18 protein-coding genes are annotated in these 15,118 nt (G+C 64.6%); 9 read left to right on the top strand and 9 right to left on the bottom strand.

Annotated features, from left to right (window positions below):
• Nucleotides 1-2 precede the first annotated feature (2 nt).
• Both AC4NN1_RS10925 and AC4NN1_RS10920 read left to right on the top strand, forming a co-directional pair.
• A complete protein-coding gene (locus AC4NN1_RS10925) occupies nt 3-731 on the top strand; it encodes a hypothetical protein (RefSeq protein WP_491955307.1) in 729 nt (242 codons plus the stop codon).
• Nucleotides 732-1,137: 406 nt separating this feature from the next.
• Nucleotides 1,138-1,587 carry a hypothetical protein gene (locus AC4NN1_RS10920; RefSeq protein ID WP_491955306.1) on the top strand — a complete coding sequence of 150 codons (450 nt, stop codon included), beginning with the start codon at nt 1,138-1,140 and terminating at the stop codon, nt 1,585-1,587.
• Between the two features lie 399 nt (nt 1,588-1,986).
• Here the strand turns inward: AC4NN1_RS10920 and AC4NN1_RS10915 are convergent, their stop codons facing one another.
• The 3 genes from AC4NN1_RS10915 to AC4NN1_RS10905 all read right to left on the bottom strand — a co-directional run bounded on the left by AC4NN1_RS10915 (nt 1,987) and on the right by AC4NN1_RS10905 (nt 3,821).
• Nucleotides 1,987-2,298: a hypothetical protein gene (locus AC4NN1_RS10915; protein ID WP_491955305.1), complete on the bottom strand. Its 312-nt coding sequence runs from the start codon at nt 2,296-2,298 to the stop codon at nt 1,987-1,989.
• A 180-nt stretch (nt 2,299-2,478) separates the two neighbouring features.
• Nucleotides 2,479-3,054 carry an RNA polymerase sigma factor gene (locus tag AC4NN1_RS10910; protein ID WP_491955304.1) on the bottom strand — a complete coding sequence of 192 codons (576 nt, stop codon included), beginning with the start codon at nt 3,052-3,054 and terminating at the stop codon, nt 2,479-2,481.
• Nucleotides 3,051-3,821 (bottom strand): hypothetical protein, encoded by a 771-nt coding sequence (locus AC4NN1_RS10905; protein ID WP_491955303.1) that lies wholly within the window; start codon nt 3,819-3,821, stop codon nt 3,051-3,053. Before AC4NN1_RS10905 ends, AC4NN1_RS10910 begins: the two co-directional genes overlap by 4 nt.
• Nucleotides 3,822-4,177: 356 nt before the next feature.
• Here AC4NN1_RS10905 and AC4NN1_RS10900 point away from each other — a divergent pair, with 356 nt between their 5' ends.
• Together AC4NN1_RS10900 and AC4NN1_RS10895 are read left to right on the top strand one after the other, a co-directional pair.
• A complete protein-coding gene (locus tag AC4NN1_RS10900; RefSeq protein ID WP_491955302.1) occupies nt 4,178-4,663 on the top strand; it encodes a hypothetical protein in 486 nt (161 codons plus the stop codon).
• A 177-nt stretch (nt 4,664-4,840) separates the two neighbouring features.
• The gene (locus AC4NN1_RS10895) at nt 4,841-5,341 is read left to right on the top strand and encodes a hypothetical protein (RefSeq protein ID WP_491955301.1); all 501 of its coding nucleotides are present in this window, start codon (nt 4,841-4,843) and stop codon (nt 5,339-5,341) included.
• A gap of 37 nt (nt 5,342-5,378) precedes the next feature.
• Here AC4NN1_RS10895 and AC4NN1_RS10890 read toward each other — a convergent pair whose 3' ends face one another.
• The 3 genes from AC4NN1_RS10890 to AC4NN1_RS10880 form a co-directional block, all read right to left on the bottom strand.
• Complete coding sequence (locus AC4NN1_RS10890; RefSeq protein ID WP_491955300.1) at nt 5,379-5,870, bottom strand: hypothetical protein; 492 nt, start codon at nt 5,868-5,870, stop codon at nt 5,379-5,381.
• Between the two features lie 752 nt (nt 5,871-6,622).
• On the bottom strand, nt 6,623-7,063 hold the full coding sequence (locus tag AC4NN1_RS10885) for a hypothetical protein (protein WP_491955299.1): 441 nt from the start codon (nt 7,061-7,063) through the stop codon (nt 6,623-6,625).
• 938 nt (nt 7,064-8,001) lie between these two features.
• On the bottom strand, nt 8,002-8,415 hold the full coding sequence (locus tag AC4NN1_RS10880) for a MerR family transcriptional regulator (protein WP_336125182.1): 414 nt from the start codon (nt 8,413-8,415) through the stop codon (nt 8,002-8,004).
• Nucleotides 8,416-8,503: 88 nt separating this feature from the next.
• On the opposite strand from AC4NN1_RS10880, the gene AC4NN1_RS10875 reads away from it, so the two are divergent.
• Nucleotides 8,504-9,487 (top strand): aldo/keto reductase, encoded by a 984-nt coding sequence (locus AC4NN1_RS10875; protein WP_491955525.1) that lies wholly within the window; start codon nt 8,504-8,506, stop codon nt 9,485-9,487.
• Nucleotides 9,488-9,655: 168 nt separating this feature from the next.
• On the opposite strand, the gene AC4NN1_RS10870 is transcribed toward AC4NN1_RS10875, so the two are convergent.
• A complete protein-coding gene (locus AC4NN1_RS10870) occupies nt 9,656-9,901 on the bottom strand; it encodes a hypothetical protein (RefSeq protein ID WP_491955298.1) in 246 nt (81 codons plus the stop codon).
• 203 nt (nt 9,902-10,104) lie between these two features.
• Between AC4NN1_RS10870 and AC4NN1_RS10865 the strand changes: the two genes are divergently transcribed.
• The gene (locus AC4NN1_RS10865) at nt 10,105-10,467 is read left to right on the top strand and encodes a hypothetical protein (RefSeq protein ID WP_491955297.1); all 363 of its coding nucleotides are present in this window, start codon (nt 10,105-10,107) and stop codon (nt 10,465-10,467) included.
• Between the two features lie 158 nt (nt 10,468-10,625).
• A complete protein-coding gene (locus tag AC4NN1_RS10860; RefSeq protein WP_018187647.1) occupies nt 10,626-11,252 on the top strand; it encodes a DUF1349 domain-containing protein in 627 nt (208 codons plus the stop codon).
• 290 nt (nt 11,253-11,542) lie between these two features.
• Here AC4NN1_RS10860 and AC4NN1_RS10855 read toward each other — a convergent pair whose 3' ends face one another.
• A complete protein-coding gene (locus tag AC4NN1_RS10855) occupies nt 11,543-11,848 on the bottom strand; it encodes a biopolymer transporter Tol (RefSeq protein ID WP_336125191.1) in 306 nt (101 codons plus the stop codon).
• 120 nt (nt 11,849-11,968) lie between these two features.
• Between AC4NN1_RS10855 and AC4NN1_RS10850 the strand changes: the two genes are divergently transcribed.
• Entirely contained in the window at nt 11,969-12,622 is a 654-nt protein-coding gene (locus tag AC4NN1_RS10850) for a hypothetical protein (protein ID WP_491955296.1), read from the top strand.
• Nucleotides 12,623-12,630: 8 nt separating this feature from the next.
• On the opposite strand, the gene AC4NN1_RS10845 is transcribed toward AC4NN1_RS10850, so the two are convergent.
• Nucleotides 12,631-14,061, bottom strand: coding sequence for a glycosyltransferase family 39 protein (locus tag AC4NN1_RS10845; protein ID WP_491955295.1), 1,431 nt, complete (start codon nt 14,059-14,061; stop codon nt 12,631-12,633).
• Between the two features lie 446 nt (nt 14,062-14,507).
• Here AC4NN1_RS10845 and AC4NN1_RS10840 point away from each other — a divergent pair, with 446 nt between their 5' ends.
• Nucleotides 14,508-14,840 (top strand): DUF7882 family protein, encoded by a 333-nt coding sequence (locus AC4NN1_RS10840; RefSeq protein WP_020098424.1) that lies wholly within the window; start codon nt 14,508-14,510, stop codon nt 14,838-14,840.
• Nucleotides 14,841-15,118 lie beyond the last annotated feature (278 nt).

Below are 15,118 nucleotides of genomic sequence, written 5' to 3'. Positions count from 1 at the left end.
CAGTGTCCGCCGGCTCGCAGAAGGTATCCGCCTCCTCAGCTACCGCGGCGGCCGCCGCCACGACGGTCAGATGGCAACCACAGGTCGTCTATGCAGGAACGATACGGAGCGGCAAATCACAGTACTTCTACAACAGCCTGGACTGGTACGCCCCTTACGGACCGAAAACCTTGACAGGGCCAATCGGCATCGAGTTCGAGATAAACATCCAAAACGGAGCCTCAGGCACTCGAGGAAGCGTGGTTCCTGGTCAGATCTGCGGGCCTAACTTCCGGGATCAGTTCATCGCAAAGAACTACAACCTGAACAGCTGGTCGATTTCGTCGTACTACGGCGGCGTCAGCAAGGCCTATCCCTACGCTGATCTGAACGATCTGTTCGACCCGTGTGGATTGAATTCGATGGCTGTTGGGCTGGCGTCTCCCTACGATCTGCCAAACTTCCCCGCTGGGCCGAATGCCAGCCTCGAAACCTTCATCGACGCGAAGGTAGGGACTAAGACCTCGAGCCTTGTCAGTGGCAACCTTCAGCTCGTCGACAGTTCGCTCTGTACCTTCAACGGAACGTTCGCGTTCACCGACTGCATGGGACTTCAAGGTGTCGACCCCGCCTGGAAATATGCAACTTCCCGCAGCACCCTGAACGAAACCCGGGCCTGGAAGGCCAGTCCTGAAAAGTGCTGGGTCTCCGCAGACTACGGGAGGATTGCGCCGGTCAGCCAGCCCTGCTGATCTTCGTATGCGTGTGCTGGGCACGCCCACAGAACGTGTCCAGCGCATGCATAGACAGCTTCGTGAACCCCGGCTGCTCGTAGTACCGCGCAGCTTTGACACTCACCCCAGCGCGTGTCGCCAACTCTCCCGAAAAGGTCCGCCGAAACCAGGTTCTGATACACGTTTCCGGTGGGCACATTGCTGCCTCTTGTTCGGGGCCGCCGGAAACGATCGTTTCTGGCGACCGCTTTCGCGATATCGGTCGTGCGCATGCAACTTGTGAGAGTGCCTCGGAACGAACCGCGCGCATGCCCTGCTCGGCGCAGGATGAAATGTCGACGCTGCCACGAGATAGGGGGCGCTAGAACAAGAACGGTGAGCCCAAACCTGACACCGTCTGGGCTACGCTGCGGAGGGCCGGAGGATGAGCATGGGGTTCTTGGTACGACAACACGTTTTCATTGCTACGTCCGACGAGCAGGCAGCGAGCGTTCTCTACACCGGTCCCGGTGAGAGCGTCGTGTGCGACCCGGGCTTCGTCGGGCTCGTCGTTCTCGAAGCAATCCTGACGGGACGATCGTCATCTGAAGTCATGGAGCGCTATCCGGAGCCGCTGGCAGTCTTTAATGAGGGCCAGCGTTTTGTGATCAGGCTGAGCGACGATCTGACGGCTGGTCTTGCGAAGCTGCGAGGCATCAGAGGGCTACGAATTCTGCGCAGGTGGGCACGGAGCGATGAGGTGCGGGTCGAGCGCCTGCGAGGCCCGGACGTCCTCGCCCTCGCAACTGACCTGCGGGGCCTGGCGCGATCCACGTTGGAGGAGGACGCTCGCTGCTACCTATGGGTTGACGTCGACGAGCGTGCGCTCTTCTAGCAGCGGGTGCGCCGACACCGGGCTCGTCATCGGGGAACGCGAAACCTCTGGCCCAACCGTCTTCGGCTGGGGAGCCGATGAGCAGACGTCAGTGCCCGCGATCAGAACGACCGTCGTGGACAGCGTGCCATGACCAAGCCGGAGCCGATCACCCCGGCCACGATCGTCCTACCCGCAACGTTCTCTATCCCGGTACCTACGTCAGACAAACCAGCGCAACGATGACGACGAACGCGCAGCCCTGGCGAAATGTTCAGGGCTACGCGCCCCCTCGCACTTTCGGGTAGCTAGTCGCCCACCGAAAACGATCGTTTTCGGCGGGGCTCAATCCCCCTCCCGGGGATACGAACTTGCAGCCGCCGATCACCGATCAGACCGTGTGTGAGCCGCCGGAGCGACCTACTCGCGCGTCAGAGGCTCTTGTCGCCCCGCCCCGACACCGTGCTTCGCTTCGAATTCCTCTATCCGCTTACTACGCGTGCGAAGGACGCGGACACTCAACACGATGAACCCGACGCCCAGAACTACACTCACCGCGAGAAAGACCCACTCCAGCGCGTCAGTCGGCACACCCCTCAAAGCCGCTTGGGCGAACATCACTGCCGCCAGAATCAGACAACCGCTCGCCTCCAGCCGCCCACGTTCGGCGACCATCCTCTGCATGATTAGGCCGCCTTCCGACCGTGCCTCGGAAGCATCCTCGTCCGTCATCCGAAAACCGTCGCAGTAATTCACCGAATCAGCAAGAGTGGCCCGCGATGCTCCAAGGCGCCGAATCGTGTGACGGGCACCCGACGGGTCTCATCGGCCAGGAACCGGTATCCGAATGTCGGACCCTCAGCGTGAGCATCGTGGAGCCCGTTGATCCGGTGCGCGCGCAGCACTTCCGCGTTAGGAGTCGATCGCACTGTAGGCGAGGCGGAGTTTGCCGAGTGCTCGCGCATATCTGGTACGGGCTGTCCCTGGGTTGATTCCGATCACTCTGCCCGCGGCGGCGATCGACAGCTCCTCCCATACAACGAGCCGGATGAGTTCTTGATCGCGTGCGGGAAGGAGCTTCAACGCCTCGGCAGCGATGAACGCTTCGTCTGAAACAGCCTCGACTGATGCAAGCGGTGCCGCGGCCCGAAGCGCCTCGTCGGCTCGATCTCGGCGGGCTTTGCCGCGGTGGTGGTTTGAGAGCACCTTGCGGGCGATGCCGTACGCCCACGCTCGACGCTCGTCATCTGCCGCCGGGAGTCGGGAGCGATGCTTCCACAGGGCAGCGAGCGTCTCCGACGTGCAGTCTGCGGCATCGTCCGTTGGCGTGACGCGCCGGGCGAAGTACCTCAGAAGCAACGGGACGAGTGGCGCGACTGCTTCCTCGAATGCCCGCTCCCCAACCTTGCCGGTGTCGACGGTCTCATGGTTCGCAAGCTGATCAGCGGGTGACTTCAGCTCGCCCCAGGCTGCTCTGGCCGCGGTCATCGGTCGTCCCCATAGACCTCGTCGAGAATCTGATCCGTGAGCTCGTGGCGGTCGATCCCGTCCCACCCTGGAGCTCCCTCATACTCCGCCGCGGCCTGTGCAGCTTCCCGGTCACCCGCCGCGATCCGCTCTGCGAACGCCCGCATGATGTCTGTTATCCGACCACCATCAGTTGCTACGATCGCCGGCCAGTCAGCTGCTTCCGTGAGGACCCGAGAAGCGGTTTCCTGCGCGGCTGTGTCGCCGCGGTCGTTCGCGGCGATCCACGCAGTCAGCCAGTCCTTGTATGACTCCGACTCGTAGGTACGTCGAAGCGACGTGACCGGGGTGAGTGCGTCAGCGGACGAGATGTCGACGACGCGTGCGGTCAGGTCCTCACGGGTGACTCCCGGCGCGAGCGGCATCCACGTGGGATAGACCGATGCCACGACCTTGTCGAGATCGGGCGCACTCAGATCGATCCACTCGTCACCACAGTCATACTCGGTGACCTCAGCGCTGATGCAGTGATCACGATGGTCGCCGGGGTTCGGGGATCCAAACCATCCCGTCCGCGCCATGAAACCTGCCGCAACCGCACCGGCAGGGACCCCCACCACGAGCGTTGCAGCGATCGCCCCTGCGATCAGCCCCCAGCGTGGCCGCTTCCGTTCGCGTCGTGCGCGGCGCACCGCCCGCAGTGCATCACCGTCGGAGACAGTCGCCAACGCTGCGGGGTCGGCCGCCCGCAGGGCGGCGATCAACTCGGCGTCGGACATCATCTTCATGAGCGCTCCCATCGTGTCTGAACACCCAGTTCATGTCCGCACTAACGCGAACCGTTTCATCACACTCGAGATTGGGTGGGCGCGTCTCCGCCCGGTCCCTCTCATGACTCGCCCGTAGCGATGCCCTGGAACGAAGACGGCGCGGCCCCAAAGCCGGGCCTTCTCGGGTATCTCGCCAGCTTTTCGAGAGTCCGCCGAACCGCACCATAGACACCGATGAACTACGACCTGCGATAGTGGTGCCCATGACGGGGACAGCGGCGCGCGGTAATCCAGTGAGTCGCGTTCACGCGCAGCCCGCCCCATCACCGCCACAGGGACCGCGGGTCGTTCGGGCAGCGGCCGGTCTCGGATACGTGGCCGCCTATGCCGCAGCCGCGATCGCAGCCACGATGATCAGTTCTCCGATCCTTTCGGCCGCAGATATAGGTGACGCGACGACGGCCATCGCGCTCACCCTCCTCGCGATCTTGCTCACCGCAGCCCTCGCGATCGCAACTCTGGCGAGACCGATTCAGCGACTCCTGAGCCCGACCTATCTCGCTGCGGCTTGCGTCATACCTTGCGTGCTCCTCCTCACATACGGCGCAGTCATGGTGGCCGCGGCCTCGTTCGCAACGATGGACAAGCCTTTCGGCGACTGGCGCTGGACCGCCTGGCTGAAATCCCTTGTCTGCCTTATGCCGTCCCCCGCAGTGGCCTTCGCAGCAATATCGGCCCGAGTGAACTTCGCCCGTCCGCGTCGACAGCTGCTAGTTCTGGGCTGTGCGGCGGGGGTGCTCCTCGTCCTGACCGCGGCCGCCGCTCTCGGAGTATGGGTCTGGACACCGAGCTCCGGGTGACGGGGCGTCCGTGAAGGGATGAGCGGTCGATACCAGGCGCGAGATACCCACCTACGACACCCCGCCGTAAACGCCCGCCGAAACCAGGTATCGGACATCGTTTCTGGTCACACCTAAACCGGCGAGCAGACACCTCCGCCGAAAACGATCGTTTTCGGTGGGCTCTAGGCTTCATGGATGCGGCGCGCACCGAGCTTCCTCGTACTCATGTCGGCGGCGTTGCTGATGTCCGGTTGCATCTCGACAGTCGGTCTCGAGCGCTCGCCTTCTCCGAGCCCGTCGACCACCGAGGCGGACATCGATGAGGCTCCATTCGTCGCGCTCAGCATCTTCGACCCCGACTTTGAGGTGCCCGAGACGGTATCCGGCGAGGTTGCGCGATCATTCTCGCAAGGCGGCGAAAACGGTGCGTATCAGCTCACCATGTCGCAGGGCGAAGCCAGTCGGGAGGGCCGTTACACCCTCCGGTATGACTGCACCCCGGCGGCGGCCAGAGTCACCTTTATGGCCACCGGTTCTTCAAGCGGAATGGTGACCAGAGCGGAAGGTTGCGAGAGCCCCGGCGAGGTGACTGGGCTCACATTCGACACCGCAGGGGAAGCAGTGTCCATCAAAATACAGTCGAACGACGACACGGTGGCGGGCGCTTGGGCGACCCTCGTCGCCGAGATACCGTAAGTCGCCCGACGTCGATGGCTCCCCGTTGAGACCACGACTAGAAGGCGGGTTGGCCGGGCGATCCCACTCCGGAAATTACGGCCACGAGCATGCCTCCGGCGCCGTCGGCCCGAGCGCCACTGATACTGACGCCATTGACATCCGCGAACGGCTCATCGAAATCGATCTCGCGAGCAGCGCCATCACATTCGATTCGCGCAGAATCCCCGCCCAGCCACGATGATCCCACCCGAAGGTTGAACCCGATATCCGCTGCCCCCTCACCGAAGCAGGCCAGCGTCACGCCCTCGACGAGCACAGCCTCCGTGTAGGAAAGCGCAACCTCACTCTCGTTCGGCGGTGGCAATTCATGATGGTCTGATCGAACGCTCGCCGAGCCGAGGAAACCACTCTGACTCGACGCAACGCGCTCGAATTTCTGCGCCGCCGCTTCCGCCGTTGGCCAGTCTGGTTCTGCATGCGGTGCGCATCCGACCAAGCCTGCGAGGAGCGCGCAGAGAGCCGCGGGTAAGACAGAACGAGTACGCATACGCCCGACGCTACCGAGCCACTGGCTCGCCCGGCCACTAAAGGGCCAATCAGCGTGGGCCAATACCCCGCGCCGAAACCCGGTAGTGGCTGCCGTTTGCGGCACACCGGAGTGGGGGCGCTGAGTTGAACCGCCGTAAACGATCGTTTTCGGCGGAACCATCACCGCCGCATCTCAGGGTTCACCGTCGTCATTTCGGGCTTCTTCGGGCCCTGGTGCGATGAAGACTTGGGCTCGGTCTGACAGGGATTGACCGCCTCCGGCGAACTCATCTCCATCTGCGACGAGGTACAACGACAAGTTCTCCGCGCCCTCCCCCAGTTTCGCTTCGAACCATAAATACCCTTGGTCGACGATCTGGGCCGGCTCGGTACAGGCGACGGAGCCGACTCCGGGAGAGTCGAGTCTTTGCAGGGCGAGGCAGATGGCCCACTCTTCGTCTGCACCCTCGTCACCGGCGACGATCCAGCCACGTGTCTCACCGTGGTCGAAGAGCCATCGCGCGGAGCTTGCGTCTAAGTGAACAGCGAAGGGTGCCGCACTGGGGACGTACGTATCCCTCGGCTCTTGCGGCGAATCCAGAACGGAGAACAGTTCGTTGGCGGCGACGGCTGCTGGTGAGGCGACGGGGGTATGGGTAGGGATGCTCGGCAGGTCCGAGGCAGTGCACCCCGTCAGCATGATCAGCGGGAGTCCCAGGCCGAGAGGCCACCGCCAGGGGGAGCCCCGGCGGTGGCCTCTCATTGAATGGGTCATTCGAGTCCAGCGTCCGGTACCCGGAGCAACGCGAACTCGTCTCCCAGGCTGATGAATGTTCCTGCAGCCCGCCCGTTCTGCTCCTGCGGAGCCTCCGCAATAAGGTTCGTGCCCACCTTTTCGACGCTCCCGCGATCACCTGCCGCAGCGAAGTCCGGAATGAGGTAGACGGGCGCGGCGTCGACCGCCGGGGTGCTGACACTGATGCCGAGCCCCTGAGCGGCGAATTGCTCCGGAGTCGCGACCGCGACAGCCGAAACCCCACCCGGAACGACGGCGACGAGCGCAACACCTCCATCAAGAGATGATCCAGCGGCGTAAGTCGCCGACCCGACCTTCCCGAGGACCCGCAGTGAATCCAGGTCGACCGTCTCGCTCAGCCCGTCAGCTTCACCAGCAAGTCGCGTATCCCGGCTCGTCGGGAGCGTGTCGAGCACGTGCAGATCATCCGACGACGTGCCGGCTATGCGCATCGGCCCCGTACCGGTGCCATTTCGATAAACGTCGAGCGTGATTGTGCCCGGGTCGGTGGGGTCGATTACGAAACGCCATTTGCCGGTACTACGGGCACTTCGGGCAGGATGGTCAACCTGGGTCACGAGTCCGCTCGAGGACCCGATGAACGCCGAGGTACCAGTGCCTGTTCGAGCCCAGGTGATGGCGTTCTTGCCCGGGATCCAGCCAGAGACCGATGTGCGCGTTCCGGTAATCGATCCGGCAAGGCTTGGTCCGTACCAGGTCTCCTGTTTCGCCTTGCTGTTGGAGTACAACTGACTCCACCCTGCATGTGCAGCGGCCCCTGGAACCAAAAGTCCCACCGCTACCACACACCCGACCAGCGCCTTGATCAGCTGACGTGATGTGCCACGTGTGCTTCTCGACATACTCGTACCCCCCGATTGTGAAGCGCCTGCATGACGCATGCGCTGATGCTCCACCAGATGCCTGCCTCAGAGTAGGGAGCGCGTCATCGCGCGAAACACGGCAATGCAGATTGTTCGGGTGAGTGAGCGGCAAGTTCGCTCAGTCCCGCATCTGACGATTTCCCTCGTCCAACCGACCATCTCCGGCGGACCCAAGGCAACTCAGCGCAGCGCGCGATCGCCAGGTTGAAGTTCCGGATACGCACTCATCGAGCACGCGCGTGCACGCATTCTTCGAGGCAGCCACCGGGCCGCCGAAACGCCCGCCGAAAACCAGGTTGCCAACCACGTTTCCGGTCGACGTCTCAGCGAATGGTCCGCGATACGGCCGAAAACGATCGTTTTCGGCGGAGTCATCCCTGTGGGCACTTCCGCAGAGATCGTCGTTCTCGCAGCGATGCGTGTGTCTTGATCGCGCCCCCCACAAGCCGACGGCTGACCCGACAGAGCCGTCAGGCAGCCGGTCGGGCGCTGTCGCTCGTCGCGACGATGGTCTGGCGGTACGCCTTGATCTTCCGCTCCAGCGCCGCCAAGTGACGCTGGACCTCGGCCTGCCGGGCGAGGACGGCCGAGTGGTGTTGTTCGAGGAGCGCAAGACGCTCGGCATGATCAGCACCGGCCCGGTACGCCGCCGCGTATTCGCGCATCTCTTGCACGCTCATCCCCGTGCCGCGGAGCATCACCGTTCCGGCGAGCCAGCTCAACGCGGCCGTGTCGTACCGTCGCCACCCGTCCGGACCACGGTCGGGCGAGGGCGCGATGCCTTCCTTCTCGTAGTAGCGGATGGTGTCGACGGTGATGCCGAGGAGGTCTGCGGCGACACTGATCGTGACGGGCTCGTCGACGTGGACCTCGGGAAGCAGCATGGAACTGAGTCTGCCACTTGACATGGTGTGCACACCAGTGTGGAAGGTTGTCTTCGCCCGGGGCACCCCGGCGAGGAAAGGACACCACATGCAACAGATCCCTCTCGGCTCCCAAGGCCTTCAGACTTCCGTGCTCGGGCTCGGATGCATGGGCATGAGCGCCTTCTACGGCGGCGCCACCGAAGCAGGCTCCACCGAAGCCATCTGTCGAGCGCTCGACCTCGGGATCACCCTGTTCGACACAGCGGAGGCGTACGGGCCGTTCGAGAACGAGCGACTCCTTGGTCGCGTCCTCGGCACGGACCGGGAGCGTGTGGTCATTGCATCGAAGTTCGCGACGGACTTCACCGACGACGGCGAACCAATCGGCCTCGACGGCTCCTCAGAACACGCGCGCCGCGCGATCGACCGGTCCCTTGGGCACCTCGGTACCGACCACGTCGACCTCTGGTACCTCCACCGTGCAGACCCGAAAGTGCCGATTGAGGAGACCATCGGCGCGATGAGCGAAGCCGTCGCTGCTGGCAAGGTGCGCTACATCGGCGTCTCAGAGACTTCGGCCGAGACGCTTCGTCGGGCGCATGCGACGTTCCCGATCACAGCGATCCAGTCCGAGTACAGCCTCTTCGAGCGCGACGCCGAGCACAACGGCGTCCTCGACACAGCCTCGGAGCTCGGCGTCGGGTTCGTACCCTTCTCCCCACTCGGGCGCGGATTCCTCTCCGGAACCGTCACCCGCAAAGACGACCTGCCTGAAGGCGACGCCCGCCGCAACCTCCCCCGGTTCTCTGACGAGGCCATCGAGGCGAACCTCCGCGTCGTCGCAGCGCTCAAGGTCATCGCCGACGAAAAGGGCGTCACCACGGCGCAGCTCGCGCTCGCGTGGCTGATCCAGGCTGGCACAGTGCCGATCCCCGGCACCGCCAAAGCCGCGCGCATCGAGGAGAACGCCGCCGCCGCAGACGTCGTACTCACCGCCAACGACCTCGAACGCATCGACGCCGCATCCCCGCACGGCATCACGGTCGGCACCCGTAACACCGAAGCAGGAATGGCACGCGACCGCGGCTGACCTGCACGCGAAGGCCCGCGACACCGAACAGGTCTCGCGGGCCGGCGTCGGATTCAACACCGCGCGCCTCGCAGCGATGCGCCGAAAATCCCTGCCGTAAGGGGTTTTCGGTGATCGTTTGTGGCGCCTCTAAAGCGCCGACGGTTCCGGTCCCGCCACAAACGATCGTTATCGGTCGAGCCGCGACTCGCCCTCGTGCTCGCCTTGGTCGGCTGTATCTACGTCCTGCTCAGGCGCGGCGAGGGCCTCATCCACGTGCATATCCACGACTGCTCGTCTCACCCATATCGAAGCAGCGGTCACCGCAACTGACGCGGCGACGGCCGGGATCCACCACCCCAGCGCGAACAGAATGGACGCCACTCCGACCAACGGGAACAGAACCGCGACTTGAATCAGAAGTGGCTTGTTCATGTTCGAAGGCTACGCAACCGGAACCCGCCGAAAACGATCCTTTCCGGCCGGCTCTGGGCTTCATGGTGCGGCGCGCACCGAGCTTCCTCGTACTCATATCGGCGGCGTTATTGATGTCCGGTTGCATCTCGACAGTCGGTCTTGAGCGCTCGCCCTCTCCAAGCCCATCGATCACCGAGGCGGGCGTCGATGACTCTCCGTTCGTGGCGCTCAAGATCGTCGACCCCGACTATGAGGTGCCCGGGAAGGTGACCGGCGAGGTAGCGCGCGCGCTCTCGCAGGGCGGCGAAAACAGTGCATATCGCCTCAACATGTCGCAGGGCGAGGCCGATCGAGGGGTCCGTTACACGCTCCGGTATGACTGCACCCCGGCGGAGGCCAGCGTCACCTTCAAAGCCACCGGTTCTTCAAGCGGAATGGTGGCGAGGGCGGAAGGTTGTGAGAGCCCCGGCGAGGTGACCGGGCTCACATTCGATACCGCAGCGGAAGCCGTCTCCGTCGAAATCCAGTCAAACGACGACACCGTGGCCGGCGCCTGGGCGACTCTCGTCGCGAAGGCACCGTAGGCCGTCCCCGGCGTTTCCGGCATTGCCTCTCAGCAGTCTTCATGCTGGGCCCTGCCGCGTTGCTCGGGTGCGCACGACGGAAGGCGCTGCTTTCCAGGCAGTGGTGACCATGGCCCTGTAAACCGTGCATGTGCACGGTTTTTCGATACTGTGATCGCATGACGGTATACATCCCCACCATTGAGACCCCATTTCGGCCGTTCCCCGACGACCGCTGGTCGGTAGATCCTGTCTCGGGCAGCATCCGTGTATCCAGCATTCCGGGCACGGACATCTTCACCGACCCAGGCGGCAACGACGGCGGCCAGGTCACCTCTTCGACGCTGCACAACGCCGCAACACTTCTCACCGACGCTCCCGCCGGCGACTTCCAGCTCAGCGCGCGGGTTCGCGTGCGCTTCGCGGGCACATTCGATGCCGGCGTACTTTTCCTGCGCCACGATCGTGAGACGTGGGCGAAGCTCTGCTTCGAGTTCTCTCCACGCGGGCAGGGCATGATTGTCAGCGTCGTCAACAATCGCGTGTCCGACGACGCCAACGCCTTCACCGTCGATGGTGATCACGTGCACCTGCGCGTGTCTCGGAAGGGGACCGTCTTCGCCTTCCATGCGTCCTTGGACGGCGAACGGTGGGAGCTGATCCGCGCATTCTCGCTCCCCAGCGCGCACAAGCCGCTCGAGGTTGGATTCGAGGCCCAGTCGCCCCAGAGCGAAGGCTGCGACGTTGTCTTCGATGAACCGCGCCTCGAGAGACGCACGATCTCCGACTTCCGTGACGAGTCATGAACTACTGATCGTCTCGCGGCTGATCACCCACGAGCACGGGGCCACGTTGTTATCCGCGCCGTGAGAGTGATACTCACCGAGCTCGAATCGATCGGTATCGCAGAGAATCTCCCGATGATCGGTGTCCCGGCGCTGGTGACGGGCCACTCACCCTTCGACTACCTCCCCGTCGCGAAGGGTTCTCACGACGGGGACCCGTCTGATCCGAGAGTGCGCGCGTTCAGATAACGAAAGAAGAGGGATCGCAGGCACCGAAACCGCCTATCGAAATCTCTTTCTGGCTGAGCTTCTCAGTCCTCGAGTTCCTCCAACTCGGCGAGCGCCTGCCTCGCTCTGCGGAGGCGCTCGTCCTCCGGCTCGTCCCACCAGTACGGGCCCCGCTCGCCGAGCCCGTGCTTGGCGAGGTCGACTCGTCGGCGTGACGCTGACGTGGCGTCCGGATCGCCCTGCGCGCGGCGCACACCTGATCGACCGCGCCCGAGGTGGGAGGTCAGCGCCGCCACGAGGTCTGCGGGCAAGGACGGATCGGTGCGCCGCCACCGCCGCCCGTTGATGGTGAGCCAGCGCTCGTCATCGGAACCGGCGTCATCCGCCATCGATGATCCTCTCAATCGAATCGAGCCAACCTGCCCGCCAGCGTGAGTGTGTCACGCCGTCGCATTGCGTGATGTCACCCTTTGGTTGACACTCACGATCTTCGCTCGTACGCTCGCCCCATGGCCGGATCATCCACAAGCGACATGTCGCTTGCCGAGCTCGCCTCACTCGTGGAGGCCGCCGGAGCAGGCGCCCCTCCCGATTCGGGTGGTGAGGTTCGGGGCATCCGTCACGCCGACCAGTTGGTGCGACGTTCGCGCGAGCGCTTGCAGGAGGTGGTTTCCACGGCGCGTTCTCACGACGTCTCGTGGCAGGAGATCGGTGATGCGCTCGGGGTCAGCCGACAGGCGGCCTTCAAGCGATTCGGCGCCAAGGGCGAGGGGGAAACGATGGCAGCACCGGGGATAGACCTGACGGATCGGACCAGCGAGGTGTTCGCGCACCTGGACGCCGGCGACTACGAGGCGGTGCGGGCGCACATGACGTATACCTGCGGCCGCGCGCTGACCAAACGCAAGCTGATGGGCGTGTGGGATGAGGTCCGGGGCGAATCCGGTCGCCTCGACGCGTGTGTCGAGGCGACGGTGCGGACGGCCGACGGCAGCACACCGCTGGCCAAGCTCGCCAACCGGCATCTGAGCACGGGAGCGATCGTGCAGGTGACCCTCCAGCATGAGGCCGGCGAGTGGATTGGACGCGTCGCCTACAACGGTTCCGGCAAGATCACCGGCATCCTCATCGCCCCGCCGGGGTCACGCGACCTGCCGTTCTGACCTTCCGCTCAGCGCGCGTCATCCCGGCGCCACTCGCCCACCGTCAGACCACCGACGTCTCGAACGGATGCCGGAGCGTATCCGTTGTCGGCCAGTTGCTGCGCGAACGTCGACCCATCTCTCGTGACGACCCAGATGTCGGCATCGCCGGGAACCTCAGTGAACTTCGGATCGACGAGGGAGTCTGAGTAGGTGCCGGTTCCGACGTAGCTCGATGCGAACGCGATGTCCCGGAGGCCTGCGAAGGCGTCTGGGTAGGCGGCAATGGCGACGCGTGGCCGGGTTCCCGCCGGGCCTGCAGCCTCCAGCAGGATGGCGTCGCCCGGTCGGGCGTGCGACGCGATGAAGGATGCCGCGGCGCGAAGGTCGATGCCCCCGGGTTTCGCCATCGGCAACCGCGATGCGACGTAATGCGGCACCGTGAGCATGCAGATGAGGACGCTCGCAGCGACGATGGTCCGGCGACGTGCGCCCCCCAGAAGCGAGCCGACCAAGAGCGCGAGTGCAGGCGCAGAGACGGTCAGGTAGCGCGGAGTGAACACCGGCGTCCCCGCGAGCGACAGCGTCACGAGCACGGTGCCGGGCAGCAACAGCCAGACGAGGAGCGATACCACGGGGCGCGACAGCGTGACCCGCCACCCCGCTCGCACCGCCACCGCGACCAGCAGCGCCAACCCGATCACCATCCAGAACGCCGAGCCGAACATCGGCTCTATCAGCACGGTGTAGAGGTTGACGTCCTGCCCGGACAACCACGCCACCTGACCGCGTTGCGGAATCATCGTGAGCACGAGGGGCACAGCGAGCAATCCGGGAACGACCAGCGCGGCCGAAGCCCGGAGGACCCGCGTGCGCCTCGCAAGGGTGGGGTCGTCCGCGAGCAGCGCGAGCGCGGGAAGCACGAACAGGCCATACGCGAACATCCACACCGACGCCGTGGCAGCCGCCGTGACAGCGATCCACGGCGCCCAGCCACGGCGCTCACGCGCCCGCGCGACGAGCACAGCGGCGACGACCAGCAGGGCGGTAGCCATCGCATACGACCGCGCCTCGATGCCCTGCATCGTCATCCTCGGGAGGACGACGAAGACCACCACCGCCACGATGCCGGGGGCCACCCCGAACCACCGACGGCCGAGATGGAACACACCGGTCGCCCCGACCGCGACGGCGAGCGCAGAGGGGAACCGAACCGAGAACTCGGATTCTCCGAAGACCTGGATCCACCCGTGCATGATGAACGCGTACAGCCCGTGGACGGCATCCCGCTGCATCACGAAGCCGAAGAACTCCGGCAGCGGCAGCCGTGCGAGCTGCAGTGTGGCGGCCTCGTCGTACCAGAACGAGGGCACCCACGACCCCGCCATCGTGACGACGAGCGCCGCGGCGAAGACGACGAGCGACGCCGTCCCTTTCGCGACGGTTTCGCTGACCGTCATTCCCTCACCGATCTGAACCGCAGACCGCCGCGGGGCGAATCAGCGCAGCGAGCCGCTACCTGCCTGCCGTGCACGTCTGCCCCATCTGACGACCCCTCGCGGCCAGCGTGCCCGCTGAACCGAACCGAACGGAACGGCGCGTGCAGCCGGGTGGCCTGCCGTACCGGCGGGAAGCCGTTCGCCATGTGCCGCAAGACTATCGAGTCGAGCCACAGCACGATCGCACGCGCCGCCGGCATCACAGGCATCTGGAACCACCTCGCCGGATAAGTCGTACATCTCGATCTGCCACCCGCCGCCCATCACGTTGTCGTGTGGCGCGCAACCCCTCGCCCGATCGGCGTGACGCGAGGAACCTGCAGAGTGGGGCACCAGAATGTTGGATCCGCAGCACTGCTCAGCAGTGTGTCTGATGGGATGCGTCCGGTTAAGGGAAGGTCACCACCATGGGGCGCTTCAACTACAGCACCAACGCGAAGACCGACATCGAAGATCGCGCGCTCGCGCATTTACAGATCGTGATCGGGAACAAGTTGAAACGTGGTGAGCCGTTCTTCTTCACCTGGCGCGAGGACCTCAGCATGGATGACGGCCGACGAGCGGTCTGGATCCACTCCGACTCGAAGCTCAGCTTCACGTACCGCGGTAGCCGCGCGCCGACCATCAACAGGGCGTGGTTGAGCAAGCTCGCGCGCCTTGCCGACGCGACCAGCGGGCTCTACCTCGTGTCCGAGCCGCCGGATGACCATCGCGCCGAAGCGGCCGCAGACGTCATCTGACCAACGCCCCCGAAGTGTCCGGCCGGGTGGTATCCGGCTACCCCCCTATCGGTGCGCAGGGATCCGTGACACTGTCAGCAATGAGGGCGGTCGGGGGGCCCGCCCGGTTGGAGAAGCCCCGCCAGCACCGCAGATCTTTTGATCCTCGTGTTTTGGAGATGGGTGGATCCCCTTGCACTCACCTGGGGGGTGATTGTGAGGGGATCCTGTTTTTGCACGACCGTTTGAGAGGGGACCTCGTCTTCTGAGGCCGACGCAACCCCCAGTGCGCGCCTGGC

The organism is Microbacterium sp. MDV22-iso44, assembly GCF_058629135.1.
Note: the sequence above shows the minus strand (reverse complement) of the source record. Positions and strands in the feature narration are given on the sequence as shown.